This window comes from Weissella thailandensis, from assembly GCF_005405465.1.
Lineage (GTDB): Bacteria > Bacillota > Bacilli > Lactobacillales > Lactobacillaceae > Weissella > Weissella thailandensis.
In genome coordinates this window covers 31,731-48,822 of the sequence record NZ_BJEC01000013.1, presented here as the reverse complement: position 1 = coordinate 48,822, position 17,092 = coordinate 31,731, and the positions used below count along the sequence as shown (strand labels likewise).

16 protein-coding genes are annotated in these 17,092 nt (G+C 39.8%); 1 reads left to right on the top strand and 15 read right to left on the bottom strand.

The genetic code is table 11. The features are described from left to right. Positions 1–60: 60 nt before the first annotated feature. From FFM62_RS06950 to FFM62_RS06885, 14 genes are all read right to left on the bottom strand, one after another. Positions 61–1,437, bottom strand: a complete 1,377-nt coding sequence (locus FFM62_RS06950) for a DHA2 family efflux MFS transporter permease subunit (RefSeq protein WP_174855246.1) — start codon at positions 1,435–1,437, stop codon at positions 61–63. Positions 1,438–1,505: 68 nt separating this feature from the next. Beyond that, a complete protein-coding gene (locus FFM62_RS06945; protein WP_115471375.1) occupies positions 1,506–2,141 on the bottom strand; it encodes an HD domain-containing protein in 636 nt (211 codons plus the stop codon). A gap of 54 nt (positions 2,142–2,195) precedes the next feature. After that, positions 2,196–2,909: a hypothetical protein gene (locus FFM62_RS06940; protein WP_115471334.1), complete on the bottom strand. Its 714-nt coding sequence runs from the start codon at positions 2,907–2,909 to the stop codon at positions 2,196–2,198. Positions 2,910–2,911: 2 nt separating this feature from the next. Next, a complete protein-coding gene (locus tag FFM62_RS06935; protein WP_075270390.1) occupies positions 2,912–3,406 on the bottom strand; it encodes an aminoacyl-tRNA deacylase in 495 nt (164 codons plus the stop codon). 142 nt (positions 3,407–3,548) lie between these two features. Next, complete coding sequence (locus tag FFM62_RS06930) at positions 3,549–5,030, bottom strand: ABC transporter substrate-binding protein/permease (protein WP_115471335.1); 1,482 nt, start codon at positions 5,028–5,030, stop codon at positions 3,549–3,551. Between the two features lie 16 nt (positions 5,031–5,046). Further along, positions 5,047–5,778, bottom strand: a complete 732-nt coding sequence (locus FFM62_RS06925; RefSeq protein WP_115471336.1) for an amino acid ABC transporter ATP-binding protein — start codon at positions 5,776–5,778, stop codon at positions 5,047–5,049. Positions 5,779–5,958: 180 nt separating this feature from the next. Continuing rightward, positions 5,959–7,443 carry an ABC transporter substrate-binding protein/permease gene (locus FFM62_RS06920; RefSeq protein WP_115471337.1) on the bottom strand — a complete coding sequence of 495 codons (1,485 nt, stop codon included), beginning with the start codon at positions 7,441–7,443 and terminating at the stop codon, positions 5,959–5,961. Positions 7,444–7,459: 16 nt separating this feature from the next. Continuing rightward, positions 7,460–8,191 carry an amino acid ABC transporter ATP-binding protein gene (locus FFM62_RS06915; RefSeq protein WP_115471338.1) on the bottom strand — a complete coding sequence of 244 codons (732 nt, stop codon included), beginning with the start codon at positions 8,189–8,191 and terminating at the stop codon, positions 7,460–7,462. A gap of 164 nt (positions 8,192–8,355) precedes the next feature. Then, entirely contained in the window at positions 8,356–8,619 is a 264-nt protein-coding gene (locus FFM62_RS06910; protein ID WP_115471339.1) for a hypothetical protein, read from the bottom strand. Between the two features lie 13 nt (positions 8,620–8,632). After that, entirely contained in the window at positions 8,633–8,866 is a 234-nt protein-coding gene (locus FFM62_RS06905; RefSeq protein WP_115471340.1) for a hypothetical protein, read from the bottom strand. A 338-nt stretch (positions 8,867–9,204) separates the two neighbouring features. Next, complete coding sequence (locus FFM62_RS06900) at positions 9,205–10,053, bottom strand: aldo/keto reductase (protein ID WP_115471341.1); 849 nt, start codon at positions 10,051–10,053, stop codon at positions 9,205–9,207. Positions 10,054–10,283: 230 nt separating this feature from the next. Continuing rightward, complete coding sequence (gene araA, locus FFM62_RS06895; protein WP_115471342.1) at positions 10,284–11,711, bottom strand: L-arabinose isomerase; 1,428 nt, start codon at positions 11,709–11,711, stop codon at positions 10,284–10,286. A 40-nt stretch (positions 11,712–11,751) separates the two neighbouring features. Next, on the bottom strand, positions 11,752–12,456 hold the full coding sequence (locus tag FFM62_RS06890) for an L-ribulose-5-phosphate 4-epimerase (RefSeq protein WP_115471343.1): 705 nt from the start codon (positions 12,454–12,456) through the stop codon (positions 11,752–11,754). Positions 12,457–12,462: 6 nt separating this feature from the next. Next, a complete protein-coding gene (locus tag FFM62_RS06885; protein WP_115471344.1) occupies positions 12,463–14,082 on the bottom strand; it encodes a xylulokinase in 1,620 nt (539 codons plus the stop codon). Between the two features lie 357 nt (positions 14,083–14,439). On the opposite strand from FFM62_RS06885, the gene FFM62_RS06880 reads away from it, so the two are divergent. Beyond that, entirely contained in the window at positions 14,440–15,543 is a 1,104-nt protein-coding gene (locus FFM62_RS06880) for a GntR family transcriptional regulator (RefSeq protein WP_115471345.1), read from the top strand. A 169-nt stretch (positions 15,544–15,712) separates the two neighbouring features. On the opposite strand, the gene FFM62_RS06875 is transcribed toward FFM62_RS06880, so the two are convergent. Further along, positions 15,713–17,071: an MATE family efflux transporter gene (locus FFM62_RS06875; protein ID WP_115471346.1), complete on the bottom strand. Its 1,359-nt coding sequence runs from the start codon at positions 17,069–17,071 to the stop codon at positions 15,713–15,715. Between the last annotated feature and the right edge of the window lie 21 nt (positions 17,072–17,092).

Here is a 17,092-nt window from a genome sequence, read left to right as displayed (position 1 = left end):
TTCAAGCTATTATCATAACACAAAAGTGGTCCAACCAAAATAGGTCAGACCACTTTTTATTTAGTCATTTTCTTGATGAACATGACGATCTTCATCAATGTATTGCCGATCTCGTAACAATCTAGTTAACAATAGCGCCGTAACGACCAAACCGGTCGCTATCCAAAAAGCGACGTGAATGCCTCTTAAATCAGCCATTACTTGGGTCTGCCCTGCCTTGACACCAGCAGCTGTTAAGCCATATGCCGTAATTAAAGCAGCAGTTCCAAATGATGCTGCAACTTGACGAATAGTTGTATAAACCGCTGAGCCATCAGGTACCATCGCGATTGGTAATGAATTAAAAGCCTCTGTTTGAATTGGCATCGTTACCATGACCAAACCTAATTGACGAATCAATTGACCAAGGGCTGGTAACCATAGCGGTGAATCCAATCGCAAGTTCGCTAAAATAATTGTTCCGACGACAACAATCCCTAACCCAATTGGGGCTAATCGGCGGGCCCCAAACTGATCGTACCATTTACCTGAAGTTGGCGATAAAATTGCCGTAATCAACGCACCTGGTAGTAGAACTAATCCAGAAATCAGTGCCGATTCGCCACGCACCGTTTGCATATATAAGGGTAGCATCAAAGCACCACCATATAAGGCGCACATCAACACGACGTTAATAATTGTCGCAATCGTAAAATTATGGTACTTGAAGACATTAAAGTTTAGCAACGGGTTTTTCGCATGGGTTTGTTGGTAGACAAATAGCATAGTGACTAAGATACCCACCAGCAAAAATCCCCAAACATTTGGGCTTGACCATTGACCATCCCCCGCATTCGAGAAACCATACAACAGACTACCCAACCCGATACTTGAAAGTAACACGCCTAAGAAATTAAAACGTAAGAACTGTTGTGTACCGATATTTTTTAATAGGAAAAAAGCTAAGATTAAATCTAAAAAGATGAATGGCGCAATTCCCCAAAACAACCAGCGCCATGAGTGGCTTGAAACAATAAATCCAGATAACGTTGGTCCAATTGTCGGCGCAAAGTTCAATGCTAACCCGATGATTCCCATCGCTTCACCACGTCGATTAACCGCAAATATGTTCATTACGACAACATTCATCAAGGGACCAAAAATCCCTGCTCCAGCAGCTTGCACCATTCGTCCCAAAATTAAAACAAAGTAAGTTGGCGCAAAACCAGCAATTAAAGTACCAATTGCAAAAATCAATAATGCATTTAAATATAATGTTCGCGTTTTTAATCGCTGAATCAAAAACGCTGTTAATGGCACCATAATACCATTCACTAACATATACCCATTTGTCATCCACTGACCAAGGGAAGTCGAAATTTTAAAATCCGCCATAACTTGTGGCAACGCTGTATTCATCAACGTTTGATTCAAAAATCCCAGAAAAACCCCCACCATCAATATTAACAGGACGCCACGTTCCTTTTTTGATATTGAATTCACACACTCACTCCCTTCTTATTAGATCAATAATCCTTTTGTTGCCATTCTAATTCAAACTGGGTCACAAAATCATGCATTAGCTGATCTCTTTTTTTGCCAATTCGTTTGCCCTCATTTGTGTTTAAATAATCTTTTAGTAAAAATAATTTCTCATAAAAATGATTCATAATGGTTTCACCATCTGCCTGACGATATTCAGCCTTTGTCTTCGCCTGTCTTGGTTTGATATCTGGATTATACAATTCATGGCCATGGGCAACCCCATATTGAATCACTCGTGCAATGGCAATGGCCCCAATTGCATCCAAGCGGTCCGCATCCTGAACGATTTGACCAGCTAATGATAATGATTCTGGCTTGCCAAATCGTTGCTTACTCCATGACATATTATCAATAATTTTAAAAATTTCTAACTGTTTTTCCTCAGATACACCAATCGTTGTCAGCTTATTAGCCACCCGGGCCTTGGCCTGATCAACGTCATCAAACAATTTATCATCATAAGTATCATGTAGAAGCGCTGCCGCTTGTGCAACAAATGCGTCAGCAGTTGGTTCCGTCGTTAAAATATGCTTTGTCATATTTAGGACACGCTGAATATGTGTCATATCATGCCCCGTTTGATCTGCAGATAATAGTTGTGTCGTAAAATCTGTCATGACCGCCAACTGTTCATCTTCTTGTTGATTCACTTTTATCCCCCATTCAAATTATCAATCTAAAACATGTGCGATTAGTAGCATTAAAACGCCAATACCAATATCAATTAGCCAAACAATCCCCAGCCAGTAACCAACCGTTTCAAAAATCAGCCAGGGATCCGAAATAAAGACACCAACGATTAAACTTATCAACAACAGTACCACACTATAATAGGCCAATCCCTGCCAAACGTTTGACCAATCCGAACGACTCAAGTTCATGGCTAAGTTCAAATTAACCACAATATATAGCCAAATGACTAACTGCCACCAAGGTACACTACTAAAAACTTGCCATCCAATGTTTTGCACAGCAAACAGTTCTGGCCATAATAACTGTGTCGTTAATCCAGTTAATAACGTAATCCCAATCACTGGTGCTAAACCAATGAAAAAATTACCAAACTGTTGGTAAATATTTTTAGGCTGCCACGAATGTGCAACATAACCTAGCCGCTGCTCCCGATCTGAACGAAAGGGATTGGTTAAAAGTACCAAGCGATTGATTTTATGCCCAAACAAGATAGCCATACCAGCATGCGATAATTCATGAACAATGACTCCCAGCCAACCAAATAGTAAGGGGGCACGAGTCCCAAACCGATTTATCAAATGCTGATTTGTTTTAGCCGTAATTGCAGAGACACAGTAACTAACAACTAGTGGTCCAATTAAAAAAATGATAAAGAGATACAGTACTGTATGCCAAACAATTACACCTGACATAATTAGTCAACCGACCGGATATCTGCAAATTGTGCATGGACAAATTCAGCCAAAGTCTCCGCATCAATCCGAATTGAGCGTCCCACTTCACCTGCCGAAACAGTGATCGTACCTGCCTCTTTGGCACTATTGTCAAAATAAATTGGAAACTTCTTTGTTTGCCAAATACCGACAGGATTGTTCGCACCATGAATATAACCCGTTGTCTTTTGCAAGTTCTTAGTCGGAATCATATTAACCTTTTTATTACCAGACACAGCGGCTAATTTCTTTTCATTTAAATGATTATCAACCGGGACAACGCCAATAACTGGTCCAGTCACATTACCGTCCAAAGCTAACGTCTTATAAATGTCATGATCTGTTAACCCATAGGCATCCAGTTCTGCCTGGTTACGATTCATTCCTCCTGAAAATACAATCGTTTCATAGGGAATATCCGCCTTATCCAAGATTTGTTCGACAAGAATTTTTTTAATACGTGCTTTCTTTGACATCTTCCTTCTCCTTCATACTCTATGCTTTTTAATATACGCTATTCCTACTTTTTATAAAAGTTTCTGGGCCCTGAAAAATGTGACAAAAAAACAGGGTGCACATCACTGTCCACCCTGTTTTGCTATATGACATTCAGGCCAATTAACCTAACGTCTTATCTGATTTACGTAATTTCTTTTCAAATAAGTTTAACAAGCGACTGATTCCAAATGTCAAAATGAAATAAATAACCGCTGTAATAATCAATGGGATAAATGGTTTGAAGGATGCTCCTTGAACCACTGAAGTTTGGAAAGTTAACTCACCAACACCAATAACTGAAACAACAGAACCTTCCTTGATAACCGTAACAAATTCATTACCCAAGGCTGGCAAAATATTCTTGATTGCCTGTGGCAAAATCATATAACGCATCGTTTGATTCTTGGTAAAGCCAAGTGAACGTGCCGCCTCAGTTTGTCCGTCTGGCACTGCCTGAATCCCTGAACGAATAATTTCCGCAACATAGGCTGCTGAATTCAAGAACATGGCAATTGCACCAGCCAAGAAGCTTGAAATATGCAATCCAATGGCTTGTGTACCAAAGTAAACAATGAATACTTGAATCAACAAAGGCACACCACGGACTGCTTCAATGTATGCTGAAGCCAACCACTTAAATACTTTGATTGAAGATAGTTTCATTAAGGCAAATAGGATACCTAAGATAATTCCAAAGAAGACACCGATGACCGCTAACCCAATCGTGTAAAGCGTTCCCTTAACGAAATAAGGTGAATATTTAGAAACGAAAGATTCTTTTTTATTCATCAACGCTATGGCATCATCCTGCATCTTTTGCAGTGGTTCACCAATAATATGGTCATCTAAAATCTTATTAACCTTTGACTGCAATACCGTTGCATTCTTGTTCATCACCACTGATGAACCATTAGAAATGCCTGGTAATTTGGCTGGTGAGACAGCAAATTGATCACTTTGTTCTAAATAACTTTTTGCTGTCGTACTAGCAACCACGACACCATCAACCTTTTCCTGGTTCAATTGCGTCACTTCATCAGTAATCTTCTTTAATGAGACAACCTTTTTATCAGTTATATCATGTGCGATATCGTCTTGCTTAGATGAGACTTGCGCTGCCAATTTTGCTTGGCGAAGTTGCTTTAACGTTGACCACTTTTCTTTATTCTGTTTTAAAGTTAGCACAACATTTTTATCAACAAAGTAAGGCTTTGAAAAGTTAACTTCTTCGGAACGTTCTGGCGTTTCCGTCATACCTGCCACAACAACATCAACTTTTCCCGTTTTTACAGCACCCAATAAGGCATCAAAACTCATTTCTTGGATTTCAGTTTTCACACCTAATTGCTTACCAATCTCACGGGCAGCTTCGATATCAAAACCAACAATCTTGTCTTTACCGTGCTCGGTTGTATGGAACTCATAAGGCGCATAATCGGCTGAAGTTCCAACGACTAACTTACCAGATTTCTTAATTCGCTCTAATGTCGGATCAGTTTCTTCAGCGTTGACTGTATGCATATTCAGCATACCCATACCGCTACTCATTACTAGTCCAAATGCCATTACCAACATAATGAGCTTTTTTATCCATTTGTTCATGATTTAATTCCCTCTCTTACAACATCTTTGCTAAGAAATTCTGCGCACGTTCAGAATTAGGATTTTCAAAAAAGCTAACTGGATTATCGTAGGCCATCATGTCGCCGTCACTCATAAACCAAATTTTTGAAGCCACCTCGCGGGCAAATCCCATTTCGTGAGTCACGACTAACATCGTCATCCCCTCTTGGGCAAGCTCACGCATCGTCTTCAAAACTTCCCCAACCATCTCTGGATCCAGAGCTGACGTTGGTTCATCAAATAACATAATTTTTGGATTCATTGCCAAAGCACGGGCGATGGCCACACGTTGTTGTTGACCACCAGATAGAGATGCTGGATACACATCAACCTTATCGACCACCCCAACTTTTTCTAAGAACTGCTTGGCAGTTGCCGTGGCTTCATCATCAGCAATGCCTTTGACTTTAGTTAGAGCAATTTTTACATTGTCTAACACGGTCATATTTGGGAACAAATTAAAACTTTGGAAAACCATACCCAAATCTTGACGAATCTTGTCCAAACCAGCTTCACTAGCTTTGGTAATATCTTGATTCTCAAAAATCACCGCACCTGAAGTTGGGTATTCCAGCATGTTCAATTCGCGTAATAGCGTTGATTTACCTGTACCTGAAGGCCCTAAAATCGCAATAACGTCACCCTCTTCAACTGTGGCATTGATTGACTTTAGAACAGTGTTTTTACCGTACTCTTTATGTAAGTTTTTAATTTCTAAAATTGCCATATTTCTACTCCCATTCATTACTGACCAGTAAATACTACCAGTAGTTGAAAGTATATGCAATAATTTATGCTTAAAGCCCTTAAATTTTCTCTTTTTATTCAAAAAAGCTGAATATATACACGTGGTTTTGTGTATCTTCAGCTTTTTTGTCGATATTTAATTTTTTATCAGATGACCCTGTTATCCAAATGATTTATCAGATTTATGCAACTTCTTCTCAAACAAGTTCAACAAACGCGTAATTCCAAATGTCAAAATGAAGTAAATAACCGCTGTAACAATCAATGGTAAGAATGGCTTAAAGGATGCCCCTTGAACAACTGATGTTTGGAAAGTCAACTCACCAACTCCAATAACTGAAACAACTGAGCCTTCCTTAATAACGGTCACAAATTCATTTCCCAAGGCTGGCAAAATATTCTTGATTGCCTGTGGCAAAATCATATAACGCATCGTTTGATTTTTAGTAAAGCCAAGCGAACGTGCCGCCTCTGTCTGACCGGCTGGTACCGCCTGAATACCAGAACGAATAATTTCTGCCACATAGGCTGCTGAATTCAAGAACATGGCAATGGCACCTGCTAAGAAACTCGAAACATCGAGCCCGATGACTTGTGTACCAAAGTAAACCAAAAATACTTGAATCAATAGTGGTACACCACGAATAGCTTCAATATAAGCAACTGCTAACCACTTCAATGGTTTAATTGTTGACATCTTCATCAGTGCAAACAAAACACCTAAAATAATTCCAAAGAAGACCCCAATTACTGCCAAGCCGACCGAATATTCGGTACCCTTAATGAAGTAAGGCATGTATTTTTTAATAAATGAATCTTTTTGGACAGCTTGCTTAAACGCCTTATCTTGCCACTTTTGTAGTGGTGCCCCAATCACGTGATCTTTCAGGATTTGGTCAACTTTTTCCTTAAATACTGGTGAATTCTTGTTCATCACAGTAGAAACCGCATTTCCTGTTGTAATTGGTAACTTGGCTTTTGTAATGGCGAATTGGTCACTTTGTGTTAAATAACTTTTGGCACTGGTTTGGGCAAGTACAACTGCATCAACTTTCTTTTGACTCAACTGCATGACCAAGTCAGTAATCTTTTTAACTTGAACGGTTTTCTTATCTGTTAAGCTACTAGCTAACTTTGATTGACTTGACGATACTTGTACTCCTAATTTTGCACCACGAATTTGGTCAAGTGTTGCCCATTTATTTTTGTTTTCCTTTAGCGTTAGAACAACATTTTTATCATTATAATAAGGCGTTGAAAAATTAACTTCTTTTGCACGTTCTGGCGTATAAGTCATTCCCGCAATCGCCATATCAATCTTTCCAGTCTTAACTGCACCTAGCAAAGAGTCGAAACTCATATCCTGCACTTCTAATTTAACGCCTAAATGCTTAGCAAGCGTTCTAGCAACGTCCATATCAAAACCAAGAATTTTATCCTTGCCATTGACCGTCGCGTGAAATTCATAAGGTGCGTATTCGGCAGCCGTTCCAATGACTAATTTACCCGACTTTTTAACTCGTGATAACGTTGGATCAGTTTCAGCAGCACTAACATTTTTTACACTAAACACACCAGCACCACTGCTGATAAACATACCAATCGCCATTAATAAGATGGCTACTTTTTTCATCCACTTTTTCATAAATCCATTCCCTCTTTTACAACATTTTTGCTAAGAAATTCTGCGCACGTTCTGAATTAGGATTTTCAAAAAAGCCTGCTGGATCGGTATACGCTGTCATTTCACCATCACTCATAAACCAAATTTTTGAAGCCACTTCACGGGCAAACCCCATTTCGTGCGTCACGACTAACATGGTCATACCTTCTTGGGCCAGCTCACGCATGGTCTTCAAAACTTCTCCAACCATCTCTGGATCTAAGGCTGACGTTGGTTCGTCAAATAACATAATCTTTGGATTCATAGCCAAAGCACGCGCGATGGCCACACGTTGTTGTTGACCACCAGAAAGCGATGCTGGATACACATCAACTTTATCTGCCACACCAACCTTATCTAAAAACTTTTTGGCTGTCGCTGTCGCTTCACCGTCAGCAACTCCCTTAACCTTAGTTAAAGCAATTTTTACATTATCCAAAACGGTCGTATTTGGAAATAGATTAAAACTTTGGAAAACCATCCCCAAGTCTTGACGAATCTTATCCAACCCTGATTCATTAGCTTTAGTAACATCCTGATCGTCAAAAATAACTGCCCCAGAAGTGGGATGCTCTAACATATTTAATTCACGTAACAACGTTGACTTACCCGTTCCAGAAGGGCCAAGAATTGCAATCACATCCCCCTCTTCAACTTCAGCGTTAATTGATTTTAAAACCGTATTTTTACCGTACGCTTTATGTAAATCTTTAATCTCTAGAATTGCCATAAATCTACTCCCCGTTCTTATTGATGAATAAATATTAACAGTTAATGATAATTTATGCAATAAAAAACTAATAATCTGCTTAAAAATTTTTATTTATACAAAAACGCCGAATATATGCATATAATTATGCGCATATCCGGCGTTACTTGTATAAATTATAATTTTTACATCATTTTTTGAGAATTATCAAAGATGATTTTTTTATTACTTGCAACTAACGTAGCCATATATGGTTCACCCAAGGTCATCGGTTCCCCTTTGGTATTTAATAAAAAATGAAATGAAGCTAATTTCACCATCGCTTGATAAACTGACTCACGGTCTAATGTCATTGCTGGGTGCTTAATCTTAATCACTGATAATTTTTTTGGCGTATCCGTAACCTGTTGTCCCGGTGCCAAAAATGATAATTCTAGGACTTGGTTCATATTCAATTCTCCCTTAATTAGTAATGGTATTTGGATTAAATAAATGCGCTTTTGTGTCTACTGTCGTTATCTTATCAATGGCAATTTCAGCACCTAGTTGTAACATTAACTGAGCTAACTGGTTTAGTTCAGTAATGGTCGTCCCCTGCTTCACATAAAATTGACGGCTTGTAACAACGTCTTCATTTGTCTTGCCAATAATTTTGACCTTCAACATATTGTTAGGCAACCGCTTCTTTTCTACCATAATTTTCATCCTCAATTCTTTCGTTTTTTCGAACGGCCATTCGACTATCAGCTAAATGCTGACATCTATACTAACGAAACGAGGGAAGGAATATGTAACATTTTTATAGAGAGTGTGAGCAAAAGCGGTTTGAATTCGTGTGTAAGGCTGCTTAGGATAATTTTGTTCGTAGCAACGCGAAGAACAGGATTATTCTAAATTGCCTTACATTGAGAATTCAGCTTTGGTGAGCACGTTTATGAGAGAGTGTGAACCAAAACGCTTTGAAGCCGGGGTGTACACAAAAAAGATTGGGACAACAGAAACGGTCCCAATCTCTTCATGATTTCAAATATTGATTAATGATGTGGGTACTGACGTCCACGTTCATAGACTTGCTCAGGTTCTTGGCTAATTCGTGTATAAGTATCCAATGCATCAATCGCAGCAATCTCTTCCACTGTCAGTGAAAAATCATAAATATCAGCATTTTCAATCACACGTTGTGGGTGAACAGACTTTGGAATAATACTAGTACCATGTGCCAAATGCCATCTCAGGACAACCTGTGCTGGTGATTTGCCATTTTTCTCAGCAATCGAAACAATGGTTGGTTCAGCTAAGACCGATCCACGTCCCAAAGGTGCCCAAGCTTGTGTGACAATATTATTTTCTCGTAAAAAGTCACGCAATTCGGGTTGAACAAGATGAGGATGGTTTTCAATTTGATTCACTACTGGCATCTCATTAGCTTGTGTAGCCAAATATTGTAAATGAACCATCCCAAAATTTGACGTTCCCAAAGATTTGACGATACCTTCTGCTTGTAAGCGCTCAAAAGCACGCCATGTATCAAAGAATTGTTCATGCAGTGGCCAATGGACCATCAATAAATCAACATAATCCATTTGCAAGTCCTTCAGAGACTGTTCAACAGATGCCAAAGTTTTATCATATCCCTGGTTTGCCTCGGCCACCTTAGTCGTCACGAAATAATCCTCACGAGGCATTCCCAATGCACGCAAGCTTTGACCAACTTCGGCCTCATTTTTATACATTTGTGCCGTATCAAATAAACGGTAGCCCGCTTTCCATGCCGTTTTAATAACTTCAGTCAAGTTATCTTGGTCTGTTACCTTGTATAATCCTAAACCTTGTTGTGGCATTTGATAACCATCTGCTAATTGAAGCTGTGTTGTAATATCCATCTTACGAATTTTGCCCCTTTTGATTAAATTCTATCATTTGCTTATCTCAGTTTCCTCAGTACTATATCATAACAGATAACGTAAAAAGTCAGCAATAATATGTCTTAGACCATATTATTACTGACAATTCACATGAGAGATTTTATTTTATATTGTTAACTTTTATATGAGATTTTAGGTTTTATTTTTTGATTTTATTATTAGGTTAGAAATTTTAAATTAATGAATAATTAGTCTTTGATATCAACGTATGTCAAGCCGAACATCTTTGACAAATCTGACAATTGTTCTGCATCAACATCAAATGATAGAACAGTGTGGTGTCCACCACCAAGAGTCAACCAACCAACTGATCCGTCACGCAAACCTTGCTTTGGTGTCCACAATTGCTTAGCAACTGGTAGGTGTGGCATCTCAGCTTCAGGCTTGTTTCCAGTAACGTCATATGACATCAACTTGAACTCGTCACCGTAGTCTGCAAGGGTTGCGTCAACCGCATCACCTTCCATACCAGTAAATACCAAACGTGCAGGATCAGCCTTGTCACCAATGTCCAATGGGTGAACTTCAACACGTGGCTTGTCTGAGGCAATTGTTGGATCAACTTCAAGCATGTGTGATCCAAGGATAGCTTCGTGGCCCTTACGCAAATCAAGTGTGTAATCTTCCATGAAGACTGTGTGCTTGTTGTGTGAGATGATCTTCATCAAACGATCCAAAGCGGCTGTCTTCCAGTCACCTTCACCAGCGAATCCATATCCTTCAGCCATCAATAGTTGTGATGCCAAACCTGGTAATTGTTCTAGACCATACAAGTCCTCGAAGTTATCAGTGAAGGCTGTGTAACCATGCTCGTCCATGAAGTGCTTCAAACCGAAGTACTCACGGATTTGATACTTTACACTGTGCTCAAACTTCTCTGGTGTGTTGTCACCAACAACGAAGTCATATTCCTTTTGTAGTTCTTCATACTTAGCATCGATGTCTTCGTCGCTAACCGCGTTAACTGCTTCAACCAAGTCACCCATTGCCCAGTAATCTACACGCCAACCAAACTTGATTTGTGCTTCGATCTTGTCACCATCGGTAACGGCAACGTTACGCATCTTGTCAGCAAATGCAGCAACCTTGATCTTGAATGATTCGTTGTATGCAACAGCAACGTCCATCCACTTACCAATCTTGTCTTGAACATCCTTATCAGCCCAGTGACCATAAACAATCTTGTTGTTTAATTGCAAACGAGCATTGATAAATGCGTACTCACGATCACCGTGAGCTGATTGGTTAGCATTCATGTAGTCGAAGTCGATGTCATCATATGGCAATTCTTCTAGGTATTGTGTTGCAAAGTGTAGCAAAGGCTTTTGTAGTAATTGTGTACCACGGATCCAGTTCTTTGCTGGAGAGAATGTGTGCATCCAAGTAATGACTCCGGCAACAGAATCATCATAGTTAGCTTCCTTCATAACACCAGCAATATTTTCTGAAGTTGTTGCAACCAACTTGAATTCTACTGGGTATGGCAAGTTTCCTGATTCATTCAACTTGTCAACAATATCCTTGGCGTCAGCTTCAACCTTGTCTAATACCTCTGGACCATAAAGGAATTGTGATCCTGTGATAAACCAAAACTTGTAATTCTCTGTGTTAAACATGTTCTATTTCCCCCTGAAATATATAATATAACAACAACGACTAGTCCTTAGACTTTTGACCATAATATGCATTAGCACCGTGCTTACGCAAATAATGCTTATCCAACAGCGTTTGTGAAACATGGATGCTGTGTGGGTTTAACATAATCGTGTGGTAAGCCATCTTAGCTGACTCTTCCAACACAACTGCGTTATATACTGCCTTATCAGCAGATTCCCCCCACGTGAATGGTCCATGATCCTGTGCCAATACAGCTGGCACAGCCATTGGATCAATACCACGCTTCTTGAACGTTTCGATAATTACATTACCTGTTTCAAGCTCGTACTCACCATTGATTTCCTCGTCGGTCATCTGGCGAGCTACAGGCACATCACCGTAGAATGTATCTGCATGTGTCGTACCTGCAGCTGGTAGGTCAATCCCAGCTTGGGCAAATGACACCGCCCATGGTGAATGCGTGTGCACGATTCCACCCATTTCTGGGAATTCCTTGTACAAAATACGGTGCGTTTCTGTATCACTTGATGGGTTAAGGTCACCCTCAACGATCTTGCCATCAAGATCAACAACAACCATATCTTCTGGCTTTAATTCATCATATGGAACCCCGGAAGGTTTAATGACGAACAAGCCACTTTCACGATCGATTTCAGAAACGTTTCCCCAAGTAAATTTAATCAAGCCATGCTTTGGCAAGGCCATGTTAGCGTCATAAACACGTTGCTTAACGTCTTCTAACATTATTAATTAATCCTCCTTAGATGTCTCAACTGGCATCTGATCAATTGCTGTTTGTTCAATTGATAAACCAGCTTTGTACTCTTCCATAAACTTACCAAATCCAGCAACATCTTCTGGGTCTGGTTCGATTGTCGTACTCTCTTGAGACTGGAATACTTCATCTTCTAGGTAATCAGCAAGTGATTGACCATCCTTGTGGCTCACAACGAATTGTGACAAAACTGCCATTCCCCAAGGACCACCTTCACCAGCATTCTTCATTAAGGTTACGGGTGCATCCATAACCCCAGCTAAAATCTTTTGAGCAACAACTGGCGTTGTGAAGATACCACCTTGGGCAACAACTGAATCCATGGCAACCTTTTCTTTTGCCAAAACATCCAAACCAATCTTCATTGCACCAAAGGCACTGTACAAATGCATACGCATCAAGTTAGCTAATGTAAACTTAGCATTTGGTGTACGAACAAATAGTGGACGACCTTCATCCATACCAGTAATGTTCTCACCAGAATGGTAACCGTAGCTTAGCAAGCCACCAGCATCTGAATCTGACTTCAAAACACTGTTGAACAATGCGCTGAAGATTTCACCACCGGTAACCGTTGCACCGATTGCAGCGGCGAATTCAGTGAAGACACGCGCCCATGAATTGATCTCAGATGTACTGTTATTAATGTGAACCATGGCAACTGGTGAACCATCAGGTGTTGTTACCATATCGATGTTCTCATTAACTTGTGACAATTCCTTCTCTAAGACAACCATGGCAAATGCTGAAGTACCAGCAGATACGTTTGCGGTACGGTTCTTAACTGAGTTCGTTGATACCATTCCAGTACCAGCATCCCCTTCAGGAGCTGCAGCAACTGCGCCACTCTCCAAAGCACCAGATGGGTCAAGTAACTTGGCACCTTCTTCAGTCAAACGACCGGCTTCCTCACCAGCTAACTTAATTGTTGGCAAGATATCCCGTAACTGCCACAAATATTGTTGCACTGACTTAAATGCATTGAACTTATCCATCATTGCTTGGTTATAATCATGAGTCTCTTCATCAATTGGGAAGACTCCTGAGGCATCCCCAATACCGATAACCTTTTCACCAGTCAAACGCCAGTGAACATAACCAGCCAAAGTCGTTAAGTAATTAATTTCCTTAACGTGTGTTTCTTGGTTCAAAATTGCTTGATACAAGTGAGCAATGCTCCAACGCTGTGGAATATTGAAATCAAACAACTTTGTTAATGCTGCTGCAGACTCACCTGTAATTGCGTTACGCCATGTACGGAATGGTACCAATGACTTATCATTCTTATCAAAGACCAAGTAACCGTGCATCATAGCTGCAATTCCAAATGATGAAAGCTTGGTTACTTTAACATCATATTCGTCAGCGACGACATCTGTTAAATTCTTATACGCACTTTGTAGACCTGACCAGACATCTTCCAAAGAATATGTCCAGACACCATTTTCAAGTTTGTTCTCCCAATTGTGGCTACCAACTGCAATAACTGATGAATCAGTTGCAACTAGCACGGCCTTAATACGGGTAGAACCAAACTCAACACCAAGGGCCGCTTGCCCTGTAGTAATTTGTTCTTGAATTTGTTCTTTATTCATTAATCTATTCCCCTCAAATGAGAATCAAAGTTTTTGTAACCGTTTACAAGTATTATAGTAAATCATTTGTGCGGACAAATCAAGTGTTAAAGCGAAGATTTGTATGTACAATTCCATACATCATCAACAAACGCGATGATACCGCTATTTCTAGCAACAAAATTTTTCACCAAATTGCTCAACAAATCACGACATCGAAATGCTTATTGATCGTTAACGTTAGCGTCATCCTTATCGCTAAAAATAATTCAAAACAACTATCTTGCCATTACTAACAATTAATAAATAGCTTTTTAACTATGTGAATTTTTTGTATAATAAATGTATTATATGTTTTGGAAATGGAGCTATCGAAATATGGATACGAAATATGACATCGTGAAGAAAGGGCTCCGCAACGACATTATTTCTGGAAAATTTGCAATCGGTGAAAAATTACCCACTGAAGCAAACTTAACTGAGCAATATAATGTGAGCCGTTACACAGTCAGGCGTGCCACAGCAGGATTGGAACAAGAAAATTACTTATACCGTATCCAAGGGGATGGTATGTATGTTAATGATTGGAAGAAAGTTCCCGCTGCTAAAACTGAAAATAAAGTCATTGGTGTCATTACAACCCATTTAGCTGACTACATTTTCCCAGAAATTATTAGTGGTATTGACCAAATAATTTCGGACGCTGGTTATGCTTTATTTATCAGTAATACACACAATACGTTCGATCGTGAACGGCGCAGCCTATTACGGATTATTGAAACGGGCATTAGCGGCTTGATTATCGAGCCCACAATGTCAGCACTACCTAATCCCAATAAAGATTTGTACGATCAAATTAAGCAACTAAATATACCAACAGTCTTTATTAACTCAAAATATGAAAGCTTGGACTTCAATTATCTTGGCGTTAATGATGTTGACTCTGAAGCGCAATTGGTCCGTCACTTAATTGCTCAGGGGCACAAAAGGATTCTAGGCGTCTTCAAGGTTGATGACATCCAAGGCGCCCACCGTATGCAGGGCTTTTACAAAGCTTTCCAAACGCAACCGGATTACGCCTTAGACAGTAATATCATCATGTATCAATCTGATGATGAAGAGAATAACACTCTCATCTTAAATAAGATTGAAAGCTACTTAGAATCACCCCATCGCCCAACTGCCTTAGCGCTATATAATGACTCATTAGCTATTCAAGCTAGTGATTTAGTAAAGTCACTAGGCTTCCGAATTCCAGAAGACATTGCCATTGTTGGATTTGATGATTATAGCCTCTCAACGTACATGACACCTAGTTTAACGACTAATCGTCATCCCAAACGTAAAATGGGACGTGATGCTGCTCAAATTCTACTCGATCTTATTGATGGGCAACCTGGTCATGATGTGATTTATGAACCAGATATGATTGTTCGTAACTCAACTGCCACGCCATTAACTGCAGATGAAGCCCAAGAATAATAGAAAAGAGCGTGACAAGAGTCGTTTTGAAGCCGGTGCGCAATCGTTGTTACATTGAGGCTTCAGACTTTTGGAACGCGTTTACGCTATAAAATTTACAGGTTGATAGTTAATACATTTTTAGCCAAAAATAGGTTGGAACAAAAACATTGTTCCAACCTATTTTTTACTATTCTAAATTACTTATTTCCTCTGGATTATGAAGTTTACGCAAACGCTTCACCATCCATAGCCATGCCGGAATCAAGAACAATAGCGAACCTAACCAAGCTAGCGGGTTAGCTAAACTAGCTCCAAAGTAACCTAACCAGCCAACCAATGCGAAGGCTGTGACTGTACGCATCACCATTTCACCCATACCGGCATACGTTGGCGTTCGTACATCGCCAAGCCCTTGTAATGTATAGCGTAATACAAACAAAGTACTTAAGATAAAGTAAAACGGTCCATTGGCCCAGAAATACTCTTGCGCTAAGTCCATCACGTGGTGTTCACCAGCACCAACAAATAAGCTGACCAATACACGACCAAAGATAACCTCAATGGCTCCTAATACAAAACTCATACTGATCGACATCTTCAAAGAACTCTTCACACCTTCTAAAATACGATCATATTTACCAGCACCGAAATTTTGCGCTGTATAAGTGGCCATAGCAACCCCGACTGCCATCATTAATTGCGTACTAATTTGGTCAACTTTTGAAGCGGCTGTATTCGCAGCTACCGCATCTGTCCCCAAAGTATTCACAGCTGTTGCTAGTGTAACAGCTCCAATGGCAATAATTGATTGTTGAAATCCCATTGGCAATCCGGCCAACAGATGTTTTCGCAAATCACCTTTTTTAAGTTTAAAATCCGACCAACTTAACCGTAACGTATCCGTATACCGTGTAATATGTAAGTACGAAATCACAACCGTTACAAATTGTGCAAATACGGTTGCTGTGGCTGCTCCTTCAACTCCCCAATGGAATTTAATAATCAGTACCAACTCTAATGACACATTAACGATCATTCCAATAATTAAATAATACAGCGGTGCTTTACTATTACCAACCGCTCGCAGCGCATTGGAAACCACATTATAACCCATCGTCATAATAGTTCCAGCTAAGATAATCCCAATGAATAACTTAGCTTCTCCATAAATTGCTGCCGGCATTTGCATAGCATCCAACAAATTATCAATAAAAACCAGGCTAGTAATTGTTAGGACAATCGATGTAATCAATGCCGCGACGATACTAGCAGCAAATGATTCACGGATACCACGAACATTGTGCGCACCATAACGTTGCGCCGTGATAATAGCCATTCCCGAACTAAAACCTTGCACAAACCCCATGACTAAAAATTGAATACTTCCCGTCGCTCCAACTGCAGCCAACGAGTTAACGCCTAAAGTTTGCCCAACAATCAATGTATCGGAAATATTGTACAGTTGCTGTACCATATTCGTGAGCATTAGAGGAATGGCAAACATTAGAATAACCTTTGCCGGCTTACCACTTGTTAGATCTTGCATGCTTACCGCTCCTTAACTAAT